The following is a 20,943-nucleotide window of genomic DNA, read 5'->3' on the forward strand; positions in this document are numbered from 1 at the left end:
GCAGGAAAATGATTACAATTGATTACTTTTAATTATCTTGACTCTCTCTTTTAAAAGACCCGCTTTGAGACGAGAATATTCATTTTTATTCAGCGGACAAGTCGCATCTTCGATTAGCCAACAATTAAATCCTTCCTTTAAAGCATCTTTTATTGAGTAAAAAACACAAATATCGGCACATAAACCGGCAAAATAAAGATCGCTCGCTTCTTTTTCACGAAGATAGCCAGCCAAACCTGTACTTTTTAAATGTCCGTTATCATAAAAGCCGCTATAACTGTCGATGATTGGATCAGTTCCTTTGCGAAAAATAGTTTCAATTGCCCGGGTTTCAAGTTCAGGATGGAACTCAGCACCAACAGTGCCTTGTACACAATGATCAGGCCAAAGTACCTGTTCCAGACCATTCAGGATAATTTTTTCAAAAGGCTTCTTGCCCACATGATTCGATGCAAAACTATTATGAGTCCCTGGATGCCAATCCTGTGTTGCTATGACTAAATCAAACTGATTCAATGACGCATTAATTACCGGGATAATAGCATCACCATTTGGCACTTCCAAAGAGCCACCAGGCATAAAATCATTTTGAGCATCAATAATAATTAATGTCTTCATTAGAGCCTACGCATGAAAAAATTCTTGACTTCTACGTTCCGCGGTTTATCCGCGGAATCGAGTGACATTCGAAAATTTATGGATCCCGTGAACAAGTCACGGGAGGTAGAAATATCGATCAGTTCGGTGTCATTAAATTCTATTTTAATTTTCATGCGTAGACCCTAATCTTTTCATGCTTTATTTTGATGTTGTTGAATTAATTCATCTCGCTTATTTTTAAGCTGCTTACTTAATCCTACCTTATAAATATGCGGGTTACTAAAACGTTGATACTCATCAGGCAGCCTTTTCAAACAATCTTTGCTGTGTTGAGCTATCTCATAAAGGCTTTTTTCCTTAGCTAAGGATTCTCCATTTCCCATCACCTTGCGCAATAAAGGCATTTTTTTATAATTTTTAATTATCAATGACTTGGATTGCTCAAAAGGGTGGTACATCACAGGAGGATCCTGCTCGTTTTCAAGGGCAACGACATCTGCCCCTAAATAAAATCCATTGTTTTCCAGAACTCGGTAGGCTTGCTTTTTATAGGGCAATGTAATTTTAGCGATATTCTCTGAAAGCTTGATACGTGGCTGGTTATTAGAAAAAGCAAGCTTGTATACCCCATCCAATGCTGCATCAGGATTTCCTATAGCCAGATTGGTACCAACACCAAAAACATCGATGGGTGCCTGCTGCTCCATTAAACTTTTAATCACATATTCATCCAATTGGTTAGACGCTACAATTTTTACATGCTGCATTCCAGCATCATCCAGCATCTGCCGCGCTTTCTTGGATAAGTAAGCCAAATCACCGCTGTCTAACCGGATTCCTTGTAATTGATAACCCTGATTGGCTAACTCTTTCCCTACCTTAATGGCATTGGGAACACCACTTTCCAACGTATTATAAGTATCTACAAGTAAGATACAGTTATCAGGCCAAATTTGGGCAAAATCACGAAAGGCAGATAATTCAGTATCATAGCTTTGTACAAACGAATGAGCCATAGTACCTGAAGTAGGGATATCGTAATCACGACCAACACAGACATTACTTGTGGCATTAAAGCCACCAATTATCGCCGCTCGGCTGGCATAATAGCCCCCAGGCCCTTGGGCCCTTCGCAAACCAAAATCAATTAACTGGCAACTACCGGCAGCCTGCCGTATACGACTTGCTTTTGTAGCAATCAGTGTTTGAAAATTCAATAAATTCAGCAACATTGTTTCAATAAGTTGAGCCTCAATTAAGGTCGCTTCAACGGTTAGTACCGGGCAAGCAGGAAAGACAATCTCTCCTTCTTGAAAAGAAAAAATGTTTCCTTGAAAACGAAAACCCTTTAAATAGTCAAGAAATTCAGGATTAAAACCTTGTCCATAGAGATAATCAATGTCTGCCTTGTCAAAACGCAGGTTTTCAAGTGCTTCGAGTAACACTTGCAGGCCGGCAAAAACAGCATAGCCACCCTCAAACGGCAGCTTACGAAAAAAATAATCAAAAATAGCAGTATGCTCTTTCTGACCTTTCATAAAATACGTTTGAGCCATAGTAAGCTGATACTTGTCAGTGTAAGTTCCCGTAAAATTGAACATAAGAAATCCTGTTTTTCATTAATAATCAATTGTACCAGAAATAATTTCTGACACTAAAAACTCTAAATCGTTATATTCCCATTCACTGTTGACTAAAATTAAAATAAATAGCGAAAGGAATTGGCAAAATGAGAAAATATGGCGATTATCATGTTATTCCTGCTAAAGCAGGTGGCTGGGAAGTGAAACGAGAGCATGAGTCAGGTAATGCTCAGTACTTTGAGAAACAAAAAGACGCAATCGATGCCGCTCGCAAGATGAGTCAAAGTACGGGAGCCGCCTTGTATATCCATGCCAAAGACGGCACCGTACGTAAAAAAGAAAATCACCGCAGCGATCCGTTCCAGTTTTAAAGGTTTGGAGCCTTTTTTAATATCAAAAAATGCCCTTCCCGTGATAGTCTTCTAATTGCCCAGCTTAAGGCGCTTGGGTGCTTGAGTAGGTGATTCCTCAATCTCTGTCTGACTGTAATCTGCAAAAAATGATCTTTTAGACTGCAAAGACCTTGACCACTTATTCAGATTGCTGACAACCTTCCTATGTGCTTCAGCATTTCTTATTGAATCCCCCCGCTCTTCGGCTCTTGCCCAAAATTGCATTCTTGCTGGGATATTGTAAATAGAGCTAATGTAACCGCTATCTTTAGCCAATTCTTCAATTTCTTTCTCGGATACATCCTTATAATCAGGATCATTAGAATACTTCTTCTTAAAATATTCATATTCGCTTTCATTAATTTTTTTAACCAATTGTTCAAGGCAACTACGATATTTATTTTTCTCTTCTTCAGAAGGCTTGCTGTCAAATTGATTAAAAAACATATTTAAGTTAGTGACAAAAAAGAAAATAGCGTCATCCGTAGCCCTCATCTCTCCTGAAGAAGTCGACCATGCTCGCATCTGGGAAAAATCCATCTTTAAAATATCTTCCAGGTATTCAAAATTAGCCATATCTCTTTCCAAAAAGGTTAAACTTTCACAGGCAGCTATGATAGCAAAATATCTGCCTTTTTGTATATATTTTAATTAATCAAGATGTGTAAAAATCCATGTTATCCAAAAGGGAGCCAAGAAAAATAGGTCAACTCCTATGGAAATCCATTTAAAATAATCAAAGTTCGGATGATCAAGGCTCGACTTAGGCGAAAGCCATCATACTATTAAAATTCCTTGTGCGGGTGAGGGAGTGTTTTGAAGTAAACGCAATTTAATATCGGATGGAGGGTGTGATTAAAACTGCGGTTAATGGTAGCCTGGATGGAGCACAAAAACTAACTCCATACGCCATTCCGAGCGAAGCAATGGATGGCGTATGGAGTTAAAAGACTTTAGAAGCTTCGTCTATTTATCTTTTTTCTTCTTAGGCAGATATAAGTCAGTAATAGTCCCTTCAAAGACTTCCGCAGCTAAAGCAATAGACTCAGACAAGGTAGGATGAGGATGAATAGTTAAGGCGATATCTTCTACATCACAACCCATTTCAATTGCTAATGCAGCCTCGGCAATCAAATCACCAGCATTCACCCCAACGATTCCAGCTCCAAGAATACGCTTTGTTTCCGGACAGAATAAAAGTTTGGTCATGCCTTCTTCACGTCCCATACTTAAAGCCCGTCCACTGGCTACCCAAGGAAAAACCCCTTTCTCATAGGCAATACCCTTTTCCTTGGCCTCTTTCTCTGTAAGACCAGCCCAGGCTACTTCAGGATCAGTATAAGCAACACTGGCAATACATTTAGGATCAAAGTAATGCTTCATCCCCGCTATTACTTCGGCTGCTACCCGGCCTTCTGGAATTGCTTTGTGAGCCAACATAGGTTGTCCAACCACATCACCAATAGCGTAAATATGAGATACATTGGTTCGCATTTGCTTGTCAACTTTTATAAAGCCACGCTCATCAACATTAACGCCAGCTTTCTCTGCATCAATAGCGCCTCCATTTGGTTTTCTTCCCACTGACAACAATACTTGCTGAAAGCAAAGCGGTTTGTCAGTTGCATGCTCCCCCTCCATAGAGACATAAATACCCTCTTTTTTTGCTTCTACTGCGGTAACCTTTGTTTTCAGCAAGAACTTGACACCTTTTTTAGCCATTCTTTTCTGCAGAACATTCACTAAGTCGGCATCAGCTCCAGGCATTAATTGATCCATGAACTCAACGACAGTTACCTCAACACCCATCGCCGAATAGACTGTTGCCATTTCCAAACCAATAATCCCACCGCCTAGTACCAAGAGGCTACCTTTAATATCAGCCAACTCCAAAGCCCCGGTAGAACTGAAAATACGTGGGTCTTCAGGAATAAATGGTAATTTTATCGATTCACTTCCTACAGCAATGATGGCATTTTCAAAATCGACAGTAACAACACCCTCTTTTCCTTCCACACTAATCTGATGAGTTCCGGAAAACCTGGCAGTTCCGGTTACTACTTCTACTTTTCGTTGCCTGGCTAAGGCTTTTAAACCCCCAGTGAGTTTATTGACAACAGAATTTTTCCAGGCGACCAATTTTTTATTATCCAGTTTTGGCTTGCCAAAAGTCACACCTTGCTCTGCCATTTCATGGGTTTCATCAACAACCTTGGCAATATGAAGCAACGCTTTTGAAGGAATACAACCTACATTTAAGCAAACTCCGCCTAAATTATCGAAGCGCTCAACAAGTACCACTTTTTTTCCCAGGTCAGCCGCACGAAACGCTGCGGTATATCCACCTGGTCCACTACCCAATACAACTACTTCTGCTTTAATTCCACTCATCTCACGCCTCTTAATTATTTATATTTTACTAATTTGGGAGCAACCCTTCGTTATTCACAATAAAATCCGCCGGATATCCGCAAGTGAATCCGCTATAAAACGGGTAAATCGGGCAGCTTCTGCACCATCAATAACACGATGATCATAAGATAACGACAAAGGTAACATCAGCCGCGGTTTAAACTCACCTTTTTCATATACAGGCTTTATGCTCGATCGTGAAAGCCCCAAAATAGCAACCTCAGGGCTATTTACAATTGGGGTAAACGCTGTTCCACCAATACCACCCAAGCTGGAAATCGTAAAACAGCCACCAGTCATATCAGCCGGCATCAATCCTTTGTCACGCGCTTTGGCGCTTAATCGTCCCATTTCTCTTGCAATATCACTAACTGACAATTGATCAACATCACGAATAACCGGTACCACCAGGCCATTTGGCGTTTCCACAGCAATACCAACGTGGTAATAATGTTTATATATTAAATTTTCACCGCTTGAATCAAGAGAAGCATTGAATTGTGGATACACGGCTAAAGCTTTACTAACAACCTTGGTTACGAAAGCAAGAATTGTTAACTTATAACCCTCTTTCGCTTTTTCCGTTTCTGTTTTTCTGAATGCTTCCAATTCAGTAATGTCAGCTTCATCAAATTGAGTCACATGAGGAATCGTAATCCATGAACGATGAACATTTACACCCGTTAACCTTTTAATTTTATTTAAAGGTTTGGTCTCGATTTCACCAAATTTACTAAAATCAATAGTTGGTGCAGCCGGGAATGAAAAACCGCCTGTAGTTTCTTTTTCACTTAATTTGTTTTTTACATACAGCTGAAGATCTTCTTTGGTAATCCTTGATTTTCGCCCAGTTCCCCTGATATCAGCGAGGTTAATACCAAACTCCCTGGCCATACGTCGTACAGCAGGACCGGCAGAAATAGTTGTGCCAACACTCTCCTGATAATTAGCAGGCGCTGCAACAGGTTGCTTCGTTTCTGCTTTTTCTACAGACTCTACCTGTGCAGCTGCAGGTTGCGCAGAGGGCAATGCTGATACTTCCTCAGCAGGCTGCTCTGCACTCATGATAAGGATAAGTGAATTCTGGGAAACTTTATCCCCTACGCCGACAGCAATCTTTTCGATTACCCCAGCAACAGGAGAGGGAATATCCATGGTTGCCTTATCACCCTCCAGAGTAATAAGCGATTGATCTTTGCTAACTGCTTCTCCGACCGTGACCAAAATCTCAATCACATCAACGTCCGTTGCCCCACCTATATCAGGAACCCGCACTTCCATCGATTTGGACACGACAGGTTTTTCTGCGCTTTCTTCCCTGGCTTTTGATTTTTCAGTACCTTCTTTTTCTCTATCAGATTGCCTGGGCTCTGAACTGCTTTTCTTAGTTGCTTCTACCAGTAAAGTTAAAATAACATCACCCTCAGAAACTTTATCTCCAATTTTGACTTGTATGTCTACAACCTTTCCAGACTCAGGTGCAGGAATCTCCATACTCGCCTTATCTGACTCCAGGGTAATAAGCGGAGTATCCTTGCTTATTTCATCCCCTCTGTTGACTAATACTTCAATCACATCAACATTCGTTGCACCACCAATATCGGGGACTTTTATTTTAATCTCTTCTGCCATGCATTTATCCTCACAAGCTCCTTGCGGTATTAGCAAGGACTGCCTATTAAAAACCTTAATCAATTAATGTGTTACAGGATTGGGTTTATCACTATCAATACCATAACGTTTCATTGCATCAATTATTATTGATTTAGGTAACTCGCCTTGTTGAACCAGGGCATCTAATGCAGCTAAAACAATAAATTTGGCATCAACTTCAAAGAAATGGCGCAAGCGCTGACGTGTGTCGCTACGGCCATAACCATCCGTCCCCAACGTAGTAAACGGCGCAGAGATAAAGGGTCTAATTTGTTCAGCATAGATACGCATATAATCCGTTGCGGCAATCACCGGTCCCTTTCGGCCAGTAAGCAGTTTACTGACATAACTTTGCCCAGGAGTACTCTCAGGATGCATGCGATTATGCCGTTCGACATCTAACCCATCTCGTCTTAATTCATTAAAACTTGTCACACTCCAAATATCTGCAGTTACCTTAAAGTCTTCCTTAAGCATTTTTGCTGCAGTAATGACTTCTCGCAGGATGGTGCCGCTACCCATTAATTGAACATGGTGTTTGCCTTGCTTATCGCTTTTTTGCAATAAATACATCCCTTTTATAATGCCTTCTTCCACGCCTGCCGGCATCTCAGGATGAGAATAATTTTCATTCATAACGGTAATGTAATAAAAAACATTATCTTGCTTTTCATACATCCGATACAAACCATGCTGGATAATCACCGCCAATTCATAAGCATAGGTCGGATCATAAGCAACGCAGTTAGGAATAGTCGAGGCCATGATAAGACTATGGCCGTCTTGATGCTGTAGACCTTCGCCAGCCAAAGTCGTTCGACCTGCAGTACCCCCTAATAAAAAGCCGCGAGCCTGCATATCACCAGCAGCCCAAGCCAAATCACCAATACGCTGGAAACCAAACATAGAGTAATAAATATAGAAAGGAATCATTGCCAATTTATTGGAACTATAGGAGGTAGCAGCCGCTATCCATGAGCAAAACGCACCTGCTTCATTAATTCCTTCTTCCAGAATTTGGCCATCTTTAGCTTCGCGATAATACATCACCTGCTCGTGATCAACAGGCGTATATAACTGCCCTACTGGTGAATAGATACCAATTTGGCGGAACAAACCTTCCATCCCGAAGGTACGGCATTCATCTGGAACAATGGGAACAATTCTCGCTCCCAGCGCTTTATCTTTAAGTAAAACAGAAAGGAGGCGTACAAAAGCCATCGTTGTAGAGATTTCGCGCTCTCCTGTACTTTGGAGCAAGGCTGAAAAAGCGGATAACGCTGGAATTGTTAGAGGTTCAAACTTACTGGTACGCGCTGGCAAATAGCCACCCAACGCCTCTCGCTGTTTTCGCAAATACTGAATTTCCGGACTTTGATCATCGGGACGATAGAATGGAATTTCTGTTATTTTGTCGTCGCTAACAGGAATACTAAATCGGTCTCTGAATGCCCGTAACTGCTCAATAGACATTTTCTTCTGTTGATGTGTAATGTTTTGACCTTCACCAGCAGCTCCCATACCATAACCCTTGATTGTTTTAGCAAGAATTATCGTAGGACTTCCTTGGTGCTCAACAGCCTGGGCATAGGCAGCATACACTTTTTGCGGATCATGGCCTCCACGATTTAAGCGCCATATTTCCTCATCAGTCATATTTTCGACCATTTTTTTAAGCTCTGGGTATTGGCCAAAAAAATGCTCGCGAACATAAGCACCATCATTTGCTTTATAAGCCTGATAGTCACCGTCCACACATTCTTCCATCCGCTTTTGCATGATTCCTTTGTCATCACGTGCAAATAATGGATCCCAACGTCCGCCCCATATCACTTTGATGACATTCCAGCCAGCACCGCGGAATAATCCTTCAAGCTCCTGGATAATTTTGCCGTTACCCCGTACCGGCCCATCAAGACGCTGTAAATTACAGTTAACTACAAAAATTAAATTATCCAGTTTTTCCCTGGCAGCAATTGTTAAAGCACCTACTGATTCAGGTTCATCCATTTCACCATCACCAAGAAATGCCCAGACTTTACGTCCTTGCGCCTGGATTAAACCGCGGTTTTCAAGATACTTAAGGAATCGTGCCTGATAAATAGCCTGTAGAGGGCCTAACCCCATGGAAACAGTAGGAAATTGCCAGAAGTCCCCCATAAGCCAGGGATGAGGATAAGATGAAAGCCCATTCACCTCTACTTCTTGCCTGAACTTATCCAGTTGTTGCTCTGTCAGCCTGCCTTCAAGAAATGCGCGCGCATAAATTCCAGGTGAAGAATGTCCTTGAAAATAAACCAAATCCCCACCATTGTTTCCTTCCGCTCCCTTAAAAAAATAATTAAATCCTGTTTCATACAAGGTCGATGAGGAAGCATAAGAAGCAATATGCCCTCCCAACTCAGGGGCATATTTACCTGCTCTCAAAACCATAGCCACCGCATTCCAACGAATCAATGCACTGATCCGTTTGCCAATGCCTTCATCGGGGGGCATCAGTTTTTCTTCATATGGTTTAATTGTATTGCGATAAGGAGTATTAATTGAGCTTCCGAGCTTCACACCTTCCGCACCGGCCTTTTTCACAAGCTCCTGCAAAAGAAATGCAGCACGCTCATTCCCATCAGTGGAAAGCACAGCCTGCAAGGCATCTAGCCATTCACGTGTTTCAGTTGGATCGATATCGTTACTATTTTCATATAACATGAATGTTCCTCATTATTTCAGGATCTCAGCGGCAACCTGGCGCAACTCGCAGGCTTTTATAAACCATTCCACTACAAGCCTGCATGCAAACCTGATAATCCGCCTGGCAATTACAAGTAGTTTTGCGGCATTGTAGTGGATCACGGAAGGAATTCAACTGAAGTGTGAGAAATTCTCCTTTAACACAAACCTCATGTTTATAATGGTTGTATTTTTTTATCGCTGATTTATTAGAAAAAGAACAGCATTGAGGGCAATTATTACGACAAGCCTGCTTGCAACTAGCGGCCTTGTTTTGACAAGATACCTGACAGGCAGCTATTTTATTCTTTTCCTGAACCGTCATGGTATGAATACAGGAAACAAGAAAAACACTCGCTAAAAGCAACGTAATAATTTTAATCATAATTAATTCATCAGTTTGTTATTAAATTCCGTTTTAAGAAACTCTGACCGCCCCTGTGTATACAACTTATAACCAGGCAACCAAAGTAAATAATGCCAGGAAAACCAAGTAAACTATTAACGCATATTCTACAAGATTTTCTGCATAAGGCATTTGTATGACTTCCATTTCATCCGTTTTGGCGGCAAGCAGTCCTCCCTGACTAAGCAATAAATAATTTTTATCAGGCGAGGCAAAAAACATCCCTATCCAAAAGCGTATTCCTTTTTGAAAATTGCCCACCAACAAATAAAGAAGCACAGTAAGCCTTGCAGGAACCCAATCAAGGAGATCTGTAAGCATCTGAGCAAGCCTGGTAGTTAATGATTGTGTTCTGGATAGAGAAATCAAGCGGTAAACAAGAACCCCCAAAGGACCAGCTGCTATATACCAGAAAATTACAGCGAAAAGCCCACCGTTAACTTTTGCAAAATAATTACCAGTTATTACTTCATCCTCACCTTCTTCACCCTCTCTAACAGGATAAAAAGGATTTTCAGGACCAAGGCAATAATAAAAAATTACTAAATGGAGTAACAAACCAACGAATCCAAACAGCCAATGACCCAAAATAGCCAACACCAACCAGGTCAGCAAGAGCAACGGCAATACAACAGCAGATAAAATAAAAATTTCACTGAATAAAGAGATTTCAGTTTTTGGCAATCTCTGACTAATGCCGGTAAAATAAGACGAAAACCAATGAAATCGACTATGAGATATCCTATGAATCAAAAAACGTTCGCTCAATAAACAAAGGACGATAACTAATAATTTCATTTCTAATCCTTACGCATTTTATCAGACAAAGCGATTGGTGTCGGGTACTTCAACACAACCAGGTAAGAGGAAACAATAAAGGTCAGAATAGTTGTGGCTTGTATAAGATTTGCCGCCACTTCCGAAATTAGCCTGGTGCTTAATGCAATACTTGCCACCAAAAGAGAAAATTCGCTTGCCTGACCTAAACGTAAACCGACTTCCCTCGCTACAGGTTTTTTTTCACCCGCCCTTGATAATAGAAAATTAAATAGTAGTGGCTTAATCAGTAACATTAAAAACGCCAATATACAAGCTGGTATGACCACCTGGGCTCCAAAACTAAAATTAAAGGTAGCACCAATTGAAAAGAAAAACATTACCAGAAAAAAATCGCGCAAAGGTTTCAGGCTTTCGGCTATATAAAGAGAAATGGGACTCGACGCCAAAGCTACACCCGCTACAAAAGCCCCTATATCTTCAGATAATCCGAGCTTCTGTGCAAGAAATGACATTCCCAAGCACCAGCCAATTGACAGCAGAAAAACATACTCCTGAGTTCTATCAAAACGAGCCAGTAATTTTACAAGAACATACCGTTCTACGGCGAACCCAAAAAGCGTGAGTCCGGGTAAAGCAAGTCCTACCAAAATCAAATCATTCCAGGAAAAACCCGCCCCCTGTGCGCCGTTAATAAGAATTAACACAATAATAGCAATAACGTCTTGCATCAGGAGAACACTTATCATGACCTCACCAGTATGTTGATGATGCAAAATTGTTGTGGGTAACAGCTTTAATCCAATGATGGTACTTGAAAACATCATTGCCGCCCCCAAAATCATCGACTCGGTAACGCTCAAGCCGAACCAACGCCCTATCAGGTAGGCAATAACGGCAAATAACACTGAACTTACGATAGCAATCCAGGTTATTTTTCTTAGCATATGCACGAGGTTTTGAGGCTGGAGATGCAGACCTAACAAGAAAAGCAGAAATACGATGCCAATATCTCCTACCTGCTGGACTACGCTGATATCTGAAACCAGCCTTAACCCCCATGGACCTAGAGCAGCACCCAATAAAATATACGCAACAAGTAGAGATTGCTTGGTATATAAAACTATAGTTGAAAATACAGCTGCGCCTGCAAAAATTAAAAATATGGTATAAAAAACTGCCCCGGTATGCATAAGCTTTATGCCTCAAAAATCTAATCAACAACGGTATTATCAGCCTATCAGATAGACGAATCTCTTCTCATTTACCTCTCGACGCCTTAAATTTGGTAGCCCCAATTTTGAGAGGCTCAGACTCTGTACACTTATTTTTATCAACTGCAAATTGAGATTAATTTGATCAAAACGTCGCTTCGTTAAAAGATAAATGTACAGCGCGCCTAGAATACCACATATTAGTCCTATTCAACTATTTGAAAACTGTCATAATCTAATTTTGTTAATGGTAACCTTCCTGTGATTTACCACGAAATACATGATAGGCATAACTGGTATAAGCTAATAAAATCGGCAATATAATAACAACACCCACCAAAATGAAGATTAACGTGGAATCAGGAGCAGCCCCTTCCCAAATTGTAATTTCATGAGGAATCAAATAAGGGTAAACGCTAATTGCAATTCCTGTATAAGAACACAGGAATATAATGATACTATAAAAAAAAGGTTTAACCTCATGATTTTTTGATAAATTTTTCCATGTTAATACAATCATAAACGCTGTAACAAGAGGCAAAGGAGATAAAAGCAGCATATTGGGAAAGCTATACCAGCGACTAAATATTTCAGGGTTGTGCAAGGGGGTCCAAATGCTCACAAAAACCAAAAAAATACTCACCAATACCAATAGTCCCTTTGCAAGATGCCTCATTTTCCTCTGTAATTGGGACTCACTTTTTATAATCATCCAGGTAGCACCCAATAAGCCGTAACCACATATTAACGCGATCCCTGTAAGCAGACTGAATGGTGTTAGCCAATCGGTCTCATTAATCGTCAATGCCCCTTTATCAATTGGAAACCCTTGAACAAAACACCCCAGTACCACTCCCTGAAAAAAGGCAGCAGCAATAGAACTGATAGCAAATGACCAGTTCCATAAAGGTTTGGTTCGCTCTGCCTTGAAACGAAATTCAAAACAGACTCCTCTGAAAATTAACGCAATTAACATCAGCATCAGAGGCATATAAAGGATAGGAAGCAATAAGCCATATACAATAGGAAACGCACCATATAACATGGCGCCACCAAAAACCAGCCAGGTCTCATTGCCATCCCACACAGGCGCAATAGAGTTCATCATTTGATCCCGTTCACGCTCACTTTCCGTGAAAGGAAATAAAATACCGATCCCTAAATCAAAACCGTCCAAAATAACATACATTATGATAATGAAGGCTAAGATGCCTGCAAATATAAAAGGAAGCATTATTTTTTTTCTCCCCTGTTGTCTGTCATATATTGGAATGAATGATGCTCAACTTCATGGCTTGCCATCGGTCCGCGACGGATAGTTTTCATCAGGTAATAGAGATAAAAACTAAAGACAATCCCATAAGCAAGGATTAAAAGTGTCAACGAAATAATCACTTCTTCCATTCCTATCGCAGACACAGCCTCTTTTGTTCGCATCAGATTGTAGACTACCCATGGCTGACGTCCTATTTCAGCAGTTAACCACCCGGCAATAGTCGCCACAAATCCCAAAGGAGCCATAAAAAGGCATAATTGATGAAATTTTCTTGAAGTGTAAAATGTTTGGCGAAAACGCAGAAATAAAGCAATCAACGTCGTAGCTAACATTAATAGCCCTATGCCTACCATGATTCTGAAAGAAAAAAAGACCGGAGCAACCAAAGGCTGGTCAGCTCGGCTTACTGATTTCAAGCCAATCATCTCCCCTTCCAGCTCATGGGTATTAAGTAGACTTGCCAGTTTAGGGATCTCCAGGGTGTAATTATTTTTCTGTTCTACCTGAGACGGCCATGCAAAGATCAAAAATGGCGCCCCACGCTGTGTTTCCCAAACCCCTTCCATCGCGGCAGTTTTAAGCGGCTGATATTGATGCACAGCGAGTCCCACAGTATCCCCCATATACATCTGGGCAGGAACCACAATTAATGCAGCCCACATGGCAAAGGAAAGACATTTCTGAGCCACATCAATGTGCCTGTTTTTCAGAAGAAAATAGCTGGAAACAGCCGCTATCACAAAAGAGGTGGTTGTATAAGAGGCCAATAACATATGAATCATTCGAGGAATAAAAACAGGATTAAACAGAGCATCCCACCAACTGGAAACAATATATTGCCCGTTTTCTATTTCATATCCGGACGGTACCTGCATCCAGGAATTAGCCGATAAAATCCAGAAAGCAGAAATTGTGGTGCCTATTGCCACCAGTAAAGTCGCTAAAAAATGTAAATTTCGGGGCACTTTATTCCAACCAAATAGCATCACGCCCAAAAACCCGGCTTCAAGGAAAAAAGCAGTCAGCGTCTCATAAGCAAACAAGGCACCCAGAACATTTCCAAAACGAGTGATGAAAGGCCCGAAGTTAGTTCCTATTTGATAAGCTAAAACGATGCCTGAGACCACGCCCATACCGAAAGTCAACGCAAAAATCTTCGTCCAGAACTTACAGATTTTTAAGTAAATGTTTTTTTGCGTTTTAAGCCATACGCCTTCCATGATAACCAGGAATATCGCCAGACCCAAATTAAGCGTTGGGAAAAGAATATGGAACCCTATGCTGAAAGCGAACTGTACTCTTGATAGAATTTCTACAATCATATAACCACCCTCAAAAATGGTAATACATCAGAAATGATCAGCAGCGGTACTGTCCACCTGAAAAAGCTAGGTTATTGTAAGTTAGAAACTTTTGTCCACTGGGTTCCAATAAACTATCATGTTAATTTTAGATTTACCACTAATGATATTAATTTGGCGGCGATTAAAACTGCGGTTTTTCCTTGAAAGTCATAACCCCCTTACTTTAGATACAGAATAGACAATAAGTAATCAAGATGATAATATTTTTAATTTGGCTTCTTGCATGATTGTCGAATTGCAATAGTCACCTTGATTTCAAAGTTCAGGAGTTAAACAATCGATGGATTTAAGCAGCACGCAACCTGCCTCCCCTAATAATACCCGCCTTAAATACCTGTTACCCTGGATCGTATGGGGTCTGGGCTGTCTATTCTATTTCTACGAATGTTTGCTTCAAGTATCACCCAGTGTTATGAGCTCTGAACTTATGCATGATTTTAGCGTCACCAGCCAGACGCTTGGTATTTTGTCAGGCGTTTATTTTTACTCTTATGCTGCCATGCAATTACCTGGCGGTGTATTGATGGATTATTTTGGACCTCAACGCCTGTTAACAATAGCGACTTCGATTTGTGCTGTCAGCACAATTTTCTTTGGTCTTACTGACAGTTTTATTATGGCTTGTCTGGCCCGTTTAATGATTGGTTTCGGCTCAGCGTTTGCTGCGGTTGGTACAATGAAATTGGCAGCCAACTGGTTTCCTGCCCAACGCTTTGCTTTGTTAACAGGAATGATGGTCACAATTGGCATGCTGGGAGCAATTGGCGGAGAAGCTCCTTTAGCGTTATTAATTGACAACTTTGGCTGGCGGCATAGCATGATTATCATGGGTTGCGTCGGAATCGTGCTGGCAATATTAATTACAACAATTGCCAAAGATTCCCCAGGCAAAACCCATGAGAGTCACGTACATGAAGAGGAGCCTGTGTTAGCCAGCTTGCTGACTATTATAAGAAACAGGCAATTATGGCTGGTCGCCGCTTATGGCGGGTTAATGTATATGACAACGCCGGTATTTTGTGGATTATGGGGTGTTCCCTTTTTAATGTTCAAAATGGATCTTGCAAAAACGACTGCTGCAAACTATATTTCCCTGGTTTTTGTCGGCTGGGCGATAGCCAGTCCTCTGTGGGGAATTATTTCCAACCGTATCGGCTTACGTAAACCTCCCATGTATATAGGGAGCGTCGGTGCATTGATGACATCCCTGGGATTTATCTATTTAAATATTCAGTCTGGTTGGATAATGCAGCTGCTATTGCTTGCTTTCGGTTTGTTTTCTGCCGGGTTTCTTCCTGCATTTGCTGTTGCTAAGGAGTTATGCAGCAAACGATATGTAGCAACCGGTTTAAGCTTTATGAATATGATGAACATGGTTGGCATCGCACTTGCCCAGCCCATTATAGGTTATATCCTGGACAAGATGTGGCAAGGCCAGATAATTAATAATGTACGGGCTTACCCTCTGGAAGCTTACCATGTTGCCTTGGCTTTATTACCGGCGTGCATTTTAATGTCTTTATTAATTTTACCCCGTATTAAAGAAACGTATTGCCATCCTGTGCAGCGGATAGCGTAATAAACAAGTTTTTAACAGTAGATAAGATTATGGCGAAAAAACTCTATATCAAAACCAACGGTTGCCAGATGAATGAATATGATTCATCTAAAATGGCTGAAGTCTTGTTACATTCCCATGGCTTGGAAAAAACGGAACAAGTTGAAGAAGCAGATGTTATTTTGCTAAATACCTGTTCAATTCGCGAAAAAGCCCAGGAAAAAGTATTCTCTCAATTAGGACAATGGCGAGAGTTTAAGCAGAAAAATCCCCATGTCGTTATAGGTGTTGGGGGTTGTGTGGCCAGTCAGGAAGGCGCCGATATTATTAAAAGAGCTCCTTTTGTTGATCTGGTTTTTGGTCCCCAGACTCTCCATCGACTACCTGCATTGTTGAATGAGCGATTAAGCACCAAAAAACCAATTGTCGATATCAGCTTTCCAGAAATTGAAAAGTTTGATCACCTTCCGGCCCCTCGTGCCGAAGGCCCCGTTGCTTTTGTATCTATCATGGAAGGGTGCAGCAAGTACTGCAGTTATTGTGTTGTCCCTTACACGAGAGGAGAAGAAATTAGTCGGCCTTTTGATGATGTTTTGGCAGAGTGTTATCAGTTGGCAGAGCAAGGAGTCAGGGAAATTAATCTCCTCGGACAAAACGTTAACGATTATCGAGGTCCAATGAACAATGGGGATATCGCTGATTTAGCGTTACTTATTCATTATTTGGCCGCCATTGATGGGATTGGGCGAATTCGTTTTACTACCTCACATCCCCTTGCCTTCTCTGATAACTTAATTAACGCATATGCTGAAGTGCCTGAACTTGCCAACCATCTGCATCTCCCTGTCCAGAGTGGCTCTGATAAGATTCTTAGCATGATGAAACGTGGATATACAGCGATGGAATTCAAATCAAAAATCCGTAAATTACGTAAGGTCCGTCCGGATATCCGTCTTTCAACTGATATTATTGTAGGTTTTCCAGGCGAATCTGAAAAAGATTTTCAAGATACCATGGATCTGGTTCATGAAATTGGCTTCGATACTTCTTTTAGTTTCATTTATAGCCCACGCCCTGGAACCCCAGCTGCCAACCTGGAAGATGAAACGCCAATGGAAGTAAAAAAGCAACGGTTGCAAATACTGCAAAACAGACTTCTCTTACAAGCAGCACGTTATAGCCAATCAATGACAGACAGCACTCAACGTATCCTGGTTACCGGCACATCTAAAAAGAACTCTCAGCAGCTGGCTGGGCGAACTGAATGCAACCGGGTAGTAAATTTTGATGGAACTCCTGCGTTGATCGGCAGATTTGTTAATGTGCATATCACTGAAGCATTACCAAATTCGCTGCGAGGAAGGCTAGTGGATGAGCTTGTCGCTGAATGAGTGAATTAATTTCCAAACAAATTATTGTCCCGCGTGAGTATCACGGACAACGTGTCGATGTGGTACTTGCACAGCTATTTCCGGCCTATTCCCGCTCCCAATTAACTAACTGGTTAAAAAAGGGAGCCATAACCTTGAATCAGCGAGAATGTAAACCCAAAGAGAAAGTCTTTGGCGGCGATGAAATTGATATAGCGATCACTTCCTCTGAAATAACAGAACAAACGCTCTCACTTCCTGAGGCCATTCCTCTGAATATTATTTACGAAGATGAACAATTATTGGTTATTAATAAACCGGCAGGGCTTGTCGTCCATCCAGGAGCAGGCAATCGTGAGCATACGTTGGTCAATGCCCTTCTATATCATGCGCCTCAGTCACAACATTTGCCTCGGGCAGGAATTGTTCATAGATTGGATAAAGATACTACCGGCCTATTGGTAATTGCCAAAACCTTGACTGCACATACCAGCCTGATAAGACAAATGCAGGCTCGCGAAATTCACAGACAATATATTACATTAGTCTATGGGCATCTTATCTCAGGCGGTGAAATAAACACATTTTATGGCAGACACCCAAGGAATCGATTGAAAATGGCAGTTTGTACCCAGGGGCGGGAAGCCATTACTCATTATTCGATACGCAAGCAATACCACGACTTTACACTTCTTAATGTTAATCTTTTAACTGGGCGTACACACCAGATTCGTGTTCATATGGCTCATATTAACCACCCTGTTGTTGGTGATCCATTATATGGTGGAAGACTGCGATTTCCGGCTAAAGTCTCGCAAGAGTTAAGGGAGACGCTAAGTCAATTCCAACGTCAGGCACTTCATGCTTTCAGGTTGTCTTTCCTTCATCCTGAAACCGAAGAAGAATTGACATTTGAAGCGCCTTTACCGGATGATTTTCAATTACTTCTGGAAATGCTGGAAACTCATCTTGACTAATATACACGCTAACTGGTCTTCTCCTCCCAATGTGCATGCCCTGACAACCCTGAGAAATACAGGGCACAGCAAATTAACCTTCGCCAGCAACAACCTTGCTTTACATGTAGGTGATGATCCATCTCATGTTCGTTTAAATCGTGAGCAATTAAAAACAGAACTCAATCTACCCACAGATCCGGAATGGTTAGAGCAGGTACACGGCAATACCTGCATTATTGTTGAAGAAGACACTAATCGCACTGCTGATGCAGCGATTACCCGCAGCGCACAGCATACTCTGGCTATTATGACCGCAGATTGCCTGCCAATTTTACTTTGCAGCCAAAGAGGTGATGAAGTAGCCGCAATCCATGCCGGATGGCGAGGATTGGCAAATGGGGTGATTGAAAATACTGTCAGTAAAATGCTAAGTCACCCGTCTCAACTGATAGGCTGGATAGGACCTGCTATTTGCCAAGACTGCTTCGAGGTAGGAGCTGACGTTTTAACGGCCTTTCAAAACAGCCATGCTTACACACCGGAGGCATTCCGCGCTAAAGGTGACAAATGGCATGCGAATTTACCAAAACTCGCAGAATATATGTTAAACAGTTTGGGCATCATGTCTGTTTATCAGTCAAATTTATGTACATTTGAACAAAAAAATGACTTTTATTCCTATCGCCGAGAGTCACAAACAGGTAGAATGGCTACTCTCATTTGGTTCAATGAAAAAAACCGGAATATTTGATATGATTAGAAAACTTCGTATTACAATAAAAATCTTACTCTTAACGCTCTTTACTTTTACAGCAATAGCTGAAGAAGCAAAGCCACTGGCTACCTGGGCGCCCATACTTAAAAATACCATGCCTGCTATTGTTAACGTAGCGGTACAGGGTTTTGTGCAAAACCCTGCAAGCCCTGAAGATGAAGAAGGTGAGGACAAGCAGGCAAGACCTCAGTTGCCAGAAAAGCCTAAAAAGTTTCAAAGCATTGGTTCAGGCGTTATCGTAGATCCGCAAAATGGAGTGATCATTACCAATGATCATGTCATCCGTAATGCCTCTTTAATTACGGTCACATTAAATGACGGGCGACGCCTGAAAGCAAGACTTATTGGTGGCGACAGTGAGACAGATATCGCTGTTTTAAAAATTGATGCCAAAAACCTTAAAAGCCTCCCCATTGGAAATTCCGATACAGCAGAAGTCGGAGACTTTGTGGTCGCCATAGGTAATCCATTCGGCTTAAACAGTTTTGGCAATAGCCAAACCGCTACTTTTGGCATTATTAGCGCCACTAAGCGAAGCGATCTGAACATTGAAGGTGTCGAAAACTTCATTCAAACTGATGCAGCAATTAATCCCGGAAATTCAGGCGGTGCCCTGGTGAATACGAATGGGGAATTAATCGGCATCAATACCGCCATCATTTCGCCCTACGGAGGCAACGTCGGAATTGGTTTTGCCATACCAATCAATATGGCGAAAGATGTCGCACAACAATTGATAAAATTTGGTTCTATCCATCGGGGGTTAATGGGAATTTTCGTTCAGCACCTTACTCCCGAATTAGCCCAGGCAATGGGTTATCCTGAGGAACTGCAAGGCGCAATTATCGCTCAGGTGAATCAAGATTCCCCTGCAGAAAAAGCGGGCCTCAAGCCAGGTGATATTATCACTCAGATTAATGATACCAAAATCACTCAGGCTACTCAGGTTAAATCAACCATTGGACTCTTACGAGTTGGTAGTGAGGCAAGACTGACTATTAAGAGAGATGGTAAAGAAATGACCTTAAGCGCGATGGTTACCGATATCAAAAAACATGAGCAGAAATTGCAAGCTAATAATCCATTCCTGTACGGCCTTGCACTGAAGAACTTTGAGCAAGACTCACCCTTGCACGGTCCTGTTATTGGCGTACAAGTCACTGGGGCGTCAGAAAACAGTGCCGGATGGAGGGCTGGTTTAAGACCTGGTGACATTATCATTGCAGCAAACAAGCAATCGACACCAACTGTCAGGGCTCTGCAAATGATTGCCCAGCAGAAAAACAAGCAATTGCTGTTGCAGGTGTTACGTGGACCTGGAGCCCTTTATTTATTAATAGTTTAACTAACGAGATGGATGTCCTGGCTTTTGCCAGAACATCCTCCCCCTTCCCTGTATTTTTTTCAGTAGCTGACACTCAGCTTGTTTCTCAAAGAAGAGCAAATTTATATTTCGGGTGAGATTAAAACTGCGGTTGGTGTTAATTAATGGTGTCTACAACTTTCAAGGAAAAACTGTAGTTTTAATCGCCCCCTTATATTTCTTAGTATTTGATTTTACTCATATCCATGTTTGACAAATAAGCCATGATATTATAGAGCTATTTTAAAAATAATTAGGATTTTCTCTTGACATTAAAGTCCTAAAAGGACAAAATCACGCCTCGATGGCTATGTGGCTCAGCCGGTTAGAGCGCGGCACTCATAATGCTGAGGTCGGTGGTTCGAGTCCACCCATAGCCACCATACAATCACATATCTTCAAATGTGAAAATATAACGAAATCCTCGTATCAGATAAGCACTTCAATTTCCTGGCTCTGGATTAAATACCCTTAATCAATGAATTACGTTTATTTCCGAAAACTCTATTGTATC

At 41.4% G+C, this 20,943-nt stretch carries 17 protein-coding genes and 1 tRNA gene; 7 read left to right on the top strand and 11 right to left on the bottom strand.

The genetic code is table 11. The features are described from left to right. Positions 1 to 12: 12 nt before the first annotated feature. Both pncA and E1O65_RS05860 read right to left on the bottom strand, forming a co-directional pair. Positions 13 to 618: a bifunctional nicotinamidase/pyrazinamidase gene (gene pncA, locus E1O65_RS05855; RefSeq protein WP_133132662.1), complete on the bottom strand. Its 606-nt coding sequence runs from the start codon at positions 616 to 618 to the stop codon at positions 13 to 15. Between the two features lie 173 nt (positions 619 to 791). Beyond that, the gene (locus tag E1O65_RS05860; RefSeq protein WP_133132663.1) at positions 792 to 2,201 is read right to left on the bottom strand and encodes a nicotinate phosphoribosyltransferase; all 1,410 of its coding nucleotides are present in this window, start codon (positions 2,199 to 2,201) and stop codon (positions 792 to 794) included. 128 nt (positions 2,202 to 2,329) lie between these two features. On the opposite strand from E1O65_RS05860, the gene E1O65_RS05865 reads away from it, so the two are divergent. Next, positions 2,330 to 2,554: a DUF2188 domain-containing protein gene (locus E1O65_RS05865; RefSeq protein WP_133132664.1), complete on the top strand. Its 225-nt coding sequence runs from the start codon at positions 2,330 to 2,332 to the stop codon at positions 2,552 to 2,554. Between the two features lie 51 nt (positions 2,555 to 2,605). On the opposite strand, the gene E1O65_RS05870 is transcribed toward E1O65_RS05865, so the two are convergent. The 9 genes from E1O65_RS05870 to E1O65_RS05910 form a co-directional block, all read right to left on the bottom strand. Beyond that, positions 2,606 to 3,151 (bottom strand): hypothetical protein, encoded by a 546-nt coding sequence (locus tag E1O65_RS05870; RefSeq protein ID WP_133132665.1) that lies wholly within the window; start codon positions 3,149 to 3,151, stop codon positions 2,606 to 2,608. 390 nt (positions 3,152 to 3,541) lie between these two features. Beyond that, positions 3,542 to 4,966 carry a dihydrolipoyl dehydrogenase gene (gene lpdA / locus E1O65_RS05875; RefSeq protein WP_133132666.1) on the bottom strand — a complete coding sequence of 475 codons (1,425 nt, stop codon included), beginning with the start codon at positions 4,964 to 4,966 and terminating at the stop codon, positions 3,542 to 3,544. Between the two features lie 54 nt (positions 4,967 to 5,020). After that, positions 5,021 to 6,619 (bottom strand): dihydrolipoyllysine-residue acetyltransferase, encoded by a 1,599-nt coding sequence (gene aceF / locus E1O65_RS05880; protein ID WP_133132667.1) that lies wholly within the window; start codon positions 6,617 to 6,619, stop codon positions 5,021 to 5,023. Positions 6,620 to 6,682: 63 nt separating this feature from the next. Further along, positions 6,683 to 9,346: a pyruvate dehydrogenase (acetyl-transferring), homodimeric type gene (aceE, locus tag E1O65_RS05885; RefSeq protein WP_133132668.1), complete on the bottom strand. Its 2,664-nt coding sequence runs from the start codon at positions 9,344 to 9,346 to the stop codon at positions 6,683 to 6,685. 25 nt (positions 9,347 to 9,371) lie between these two features. Then, positions 9,372 to 9,752, bottom strand: a complete 381-nt coding sequence (locus E1O65_RS05890; RefSeq protein ID WP_133132669.1) for an acyltransferase — start codon at positions 9,750 to 9,752, stop codon at positions 9,372 to 9,374. Positions 9,753 to 9,818: 66 nt separating this feature from the next. Beyond that, on the bottom strand, positions 9,819 to 10,571 hold the full coding sequence (ampE, locus tag E1O65_RS05895; RefSeq protein ID WP_133132670.1) for a regulatory signaling modulator protein AmpE: 753 nt from the start codon (positions 10,569 to 10,571) through the stop codon (positions 9,819 to 9,821). Positions 10,572 to 10,573: 2 nt separating this feature from the next. Beyond that, positions 10,574 to 11,743, bottom strand: coding sequence for a cation:proton antiporter (locus E1O65_RS05900; RefSeq protein WP_133132671.1), 1,170 nt, complete (start codon positions 11,741 to 11,743; stop codon positions 10,574 to 10,576). 265 nt (positions 11,744 to 12,008) lie between these two features. Further along, positions 12,009 to 12,998 (bottom strand): cytochrome d ubiquinol oxidase subunit II, encoded by a 990-nt coding sequence (gene cydB, locus E1O65_RS05905; RefSeq protein WP_133132672.1) that lies wholly within the window; start codon positions 12,996 to 12,998, stop codon positions 12,009 to 12,011. Beyond that, on the bottom strand, positions 12,998 to 14,362 hold the full coding sequence (locus tag E1O65_RS05910; protein WP_133132673.1) for a cytochrome ubiquinol oxidase subunit I: 1,365 nt from the start codon (positions 14,360 to 14,362) through the stop codon (positions 12,998 to 13,000). The genes cydB and E1O65_RS05910 overlap by 1 nt, the downstream gene beginning before the upstream one ends. Before the next feature lie 322 nt (positions 14,363 to 14,684). On the opposite strand from E1O65_RS05910, the gene E1O65_RS05915 reads away from it, so the two are divergent. From E1O65_RS05915 to E1O65_RS05940, 6 genes are all read left to right on the top strand, one after another. Next, positions 14,685 to 15,983 carry an MFS transporter gene (locus E1O65_RS05915; RefSeq protein WP_133132674.1) on the top strand — a complete coding sequence of 433 codons (1,299 nt, stop codon included), beginning with the start codon at positions 14,685 to 14,687 and terminating at the stop codon, positions 15,981 to 15,983. A gap of 29 nt (positions 15,984 to 16,012) precedes the next feature. Next, positions 16,013 to 17,353, top strand: a complete 1,341-nt coding sequence (miaB, locus tag E1O65_RS05920) for a tRNA (N6-isopentenyl adenosine(37)-C2)-methylthiotransferase MiaB (protein WP_133132675.1) — start codon at positions 16,013 to 16,015, stop codon at positions 17,351 to 17,353. Then, positions 17,350 to 18,309 carry a 23S rRNA pseudouridine(1911/1915/1917) synthase RluD gene (gene rluD / locus E1O65_RS05925; RefSeq protein ID WP_133132676.1) on the top strand — a complete coding sequence of 320 codons (960 nt, stop codon included), beginning with the start codon at positions 17,350 to 17,352 and terminating at the stop codon, positions 18,307 to 18,309. Before miaB ends, rluD begins: the two co-directional genes overlap by 4 nt. Beyond that, positions 18,302 to 19,042, top strand: coding sequence for a peptidoglycan editing factor PgeF (gene pgeF / locus E1O65_RS05930; RefSeq protein WP_133132677.1), 741 nt, complete (start codon positions 18,302 to 18,304; stop codon positions 19,040 to 19,042). The genes rluD and pgeF overlap by 8 nt, the downstream gene beginning before the upstream one ends. Before the next feature lies 1 nt (position 19,043). After that, positions 19,044 to 20,411, top strand: a complete 1,368-nt coding sequence (locus tag E1O65_RS05935) for a Do family serine endopeptidase (RefSeq protein WP_133132678.1) — start codon at positions 19,044 to 19,046, stop codon at positions 20,409 to 20,411. Between the two features lie 324 nt (positions 20,412 to 20,735). Then, positions 20,736 to 20,812: transfer RNA gene (locus E1O65_RS05940), tRNA-Met, on the top strand. The last annotated feature ends 131 nt before the right edge of the window (positions 20,813 to 20,943 follow it).

This window comes from Legionella sp. W10-070 (assembly GCF_900640175.1).
Lineage (GTDB): Bacteria > Pseudomonadota > Gammaproteobacteria > Legionellales > Legionellaceae > Tatlockia.

Excerpts from the sequence above, each read along its gene's own strand:
- pncA (WP_133132662.1), bottom strand. The coding sequence starts at position 618 with ATGAAGACATTAATTATTATTGATGCTCAAAATGATTTTATGCCTGGT.
- E1O65_RS05860 (WP_133132663.1), bottom strand. The coding sequence starts at position 2,201 with ATGTTCAATTTTACGGGAACTTACACTGACAAGTATCAGCTTACTATG.
- E1O65_RS05865 (WP_133132664.1), top strand. The coding sequence starts at position 2,330 with ATGAGAAAATATGGCGATTATCATGTTATTCCTGCTAAAGCAGGTGGC.
- E1O65_RS05870 (WP_133132665.1), bottom strand. The coding sequence starts at position 3,151 with ATGGCTAATTTTGAATACCTGGAAGATATTTTAAAGATGGATTTTTCC.
- lpdA (WP_133132666.1), bottom strand. The coding sequence starts at position 4,966 with ATGAGTGGAATTAAAGCAGAAGTAGTTGTATTGGGTAGTGGACCAGGT.
- aceF (WP_133132667.1), bottom strand. The coding sequence starts at position 6,619 with ATGGCAGAAGAGATTAAAATAAAAGTCCCCGATATTGGTGGTGCAACG.
- aceE (WP_133132668.1), bottom strand. The coding sequence starts at position 9,346 with ATGTTATATGAAAATAGTAACGATATCGATCCAACTGAAACACGTGAA.
- E1O65_RS05890 (WP_133132669.1), bottom strand. The coding sequence starts at position 9,752 with ATGATTAAAATTATTACGTTGCTTTTAGCGAGTGTTTTTCTTGTTTCC.
- ampE (WP_133132670.1), bottom strand. The coding sequence starts at position 10,571 with ATGAAATTATTAGTTATCGTCCTTTGTTTATTGAGCGAACGTTTTTTG.
- E1O65_RS05900 (WP_133132671.1), bottom strand. The coding sequence starts at position 11,743 with ATGCATACCGGGGCAGTTTTTTATACCATATTTTTAATTTTTGCAGGC.
- cydB (WP_133132672.1), bottom strand. The coding sequence starts at position 12,998 with ATGCTTCCTTTTATATTTGCAGGCATCTTAGCCTTCATTATCATAATG.
- E1O65_RS05910 (WP_133132673.1), bottom strand. The coding sequence starts at position 14,362 with ATGATTGTAGAAATTCTATCAAGAGTACAGTTCGCTTTCAGCATAGGG.
- E1O65_RS05915 (WP_133132674.1), top strand. The coding sequence starts at position 14,685 with ATGGATTTAAGCAGCACGCAACCTGCCTCCCCTAATAATACCCGCCTT.
- miaB (WP_133132675.1), top strand. The coding sequence starts at position 16,013 with ATGGCGAAAAAACTCTATATCAAAACCAACGGTTGCCAGATGAATGAA.
- rluD (WP_133132676.1), top strand. The coding sequence starts at position 17,350 with ATGAGTGAATTAATTTCCAAACAAATTATTGTCCCGCGTGAGTATCAC.
- E1O65_RS05935 (WP_133132678.1), top strand. The coding sequence starts at position 19,044 with ATGATTAGAAAACTTCGTATTACAATAAAAATCTTACTCTTAACGCTC.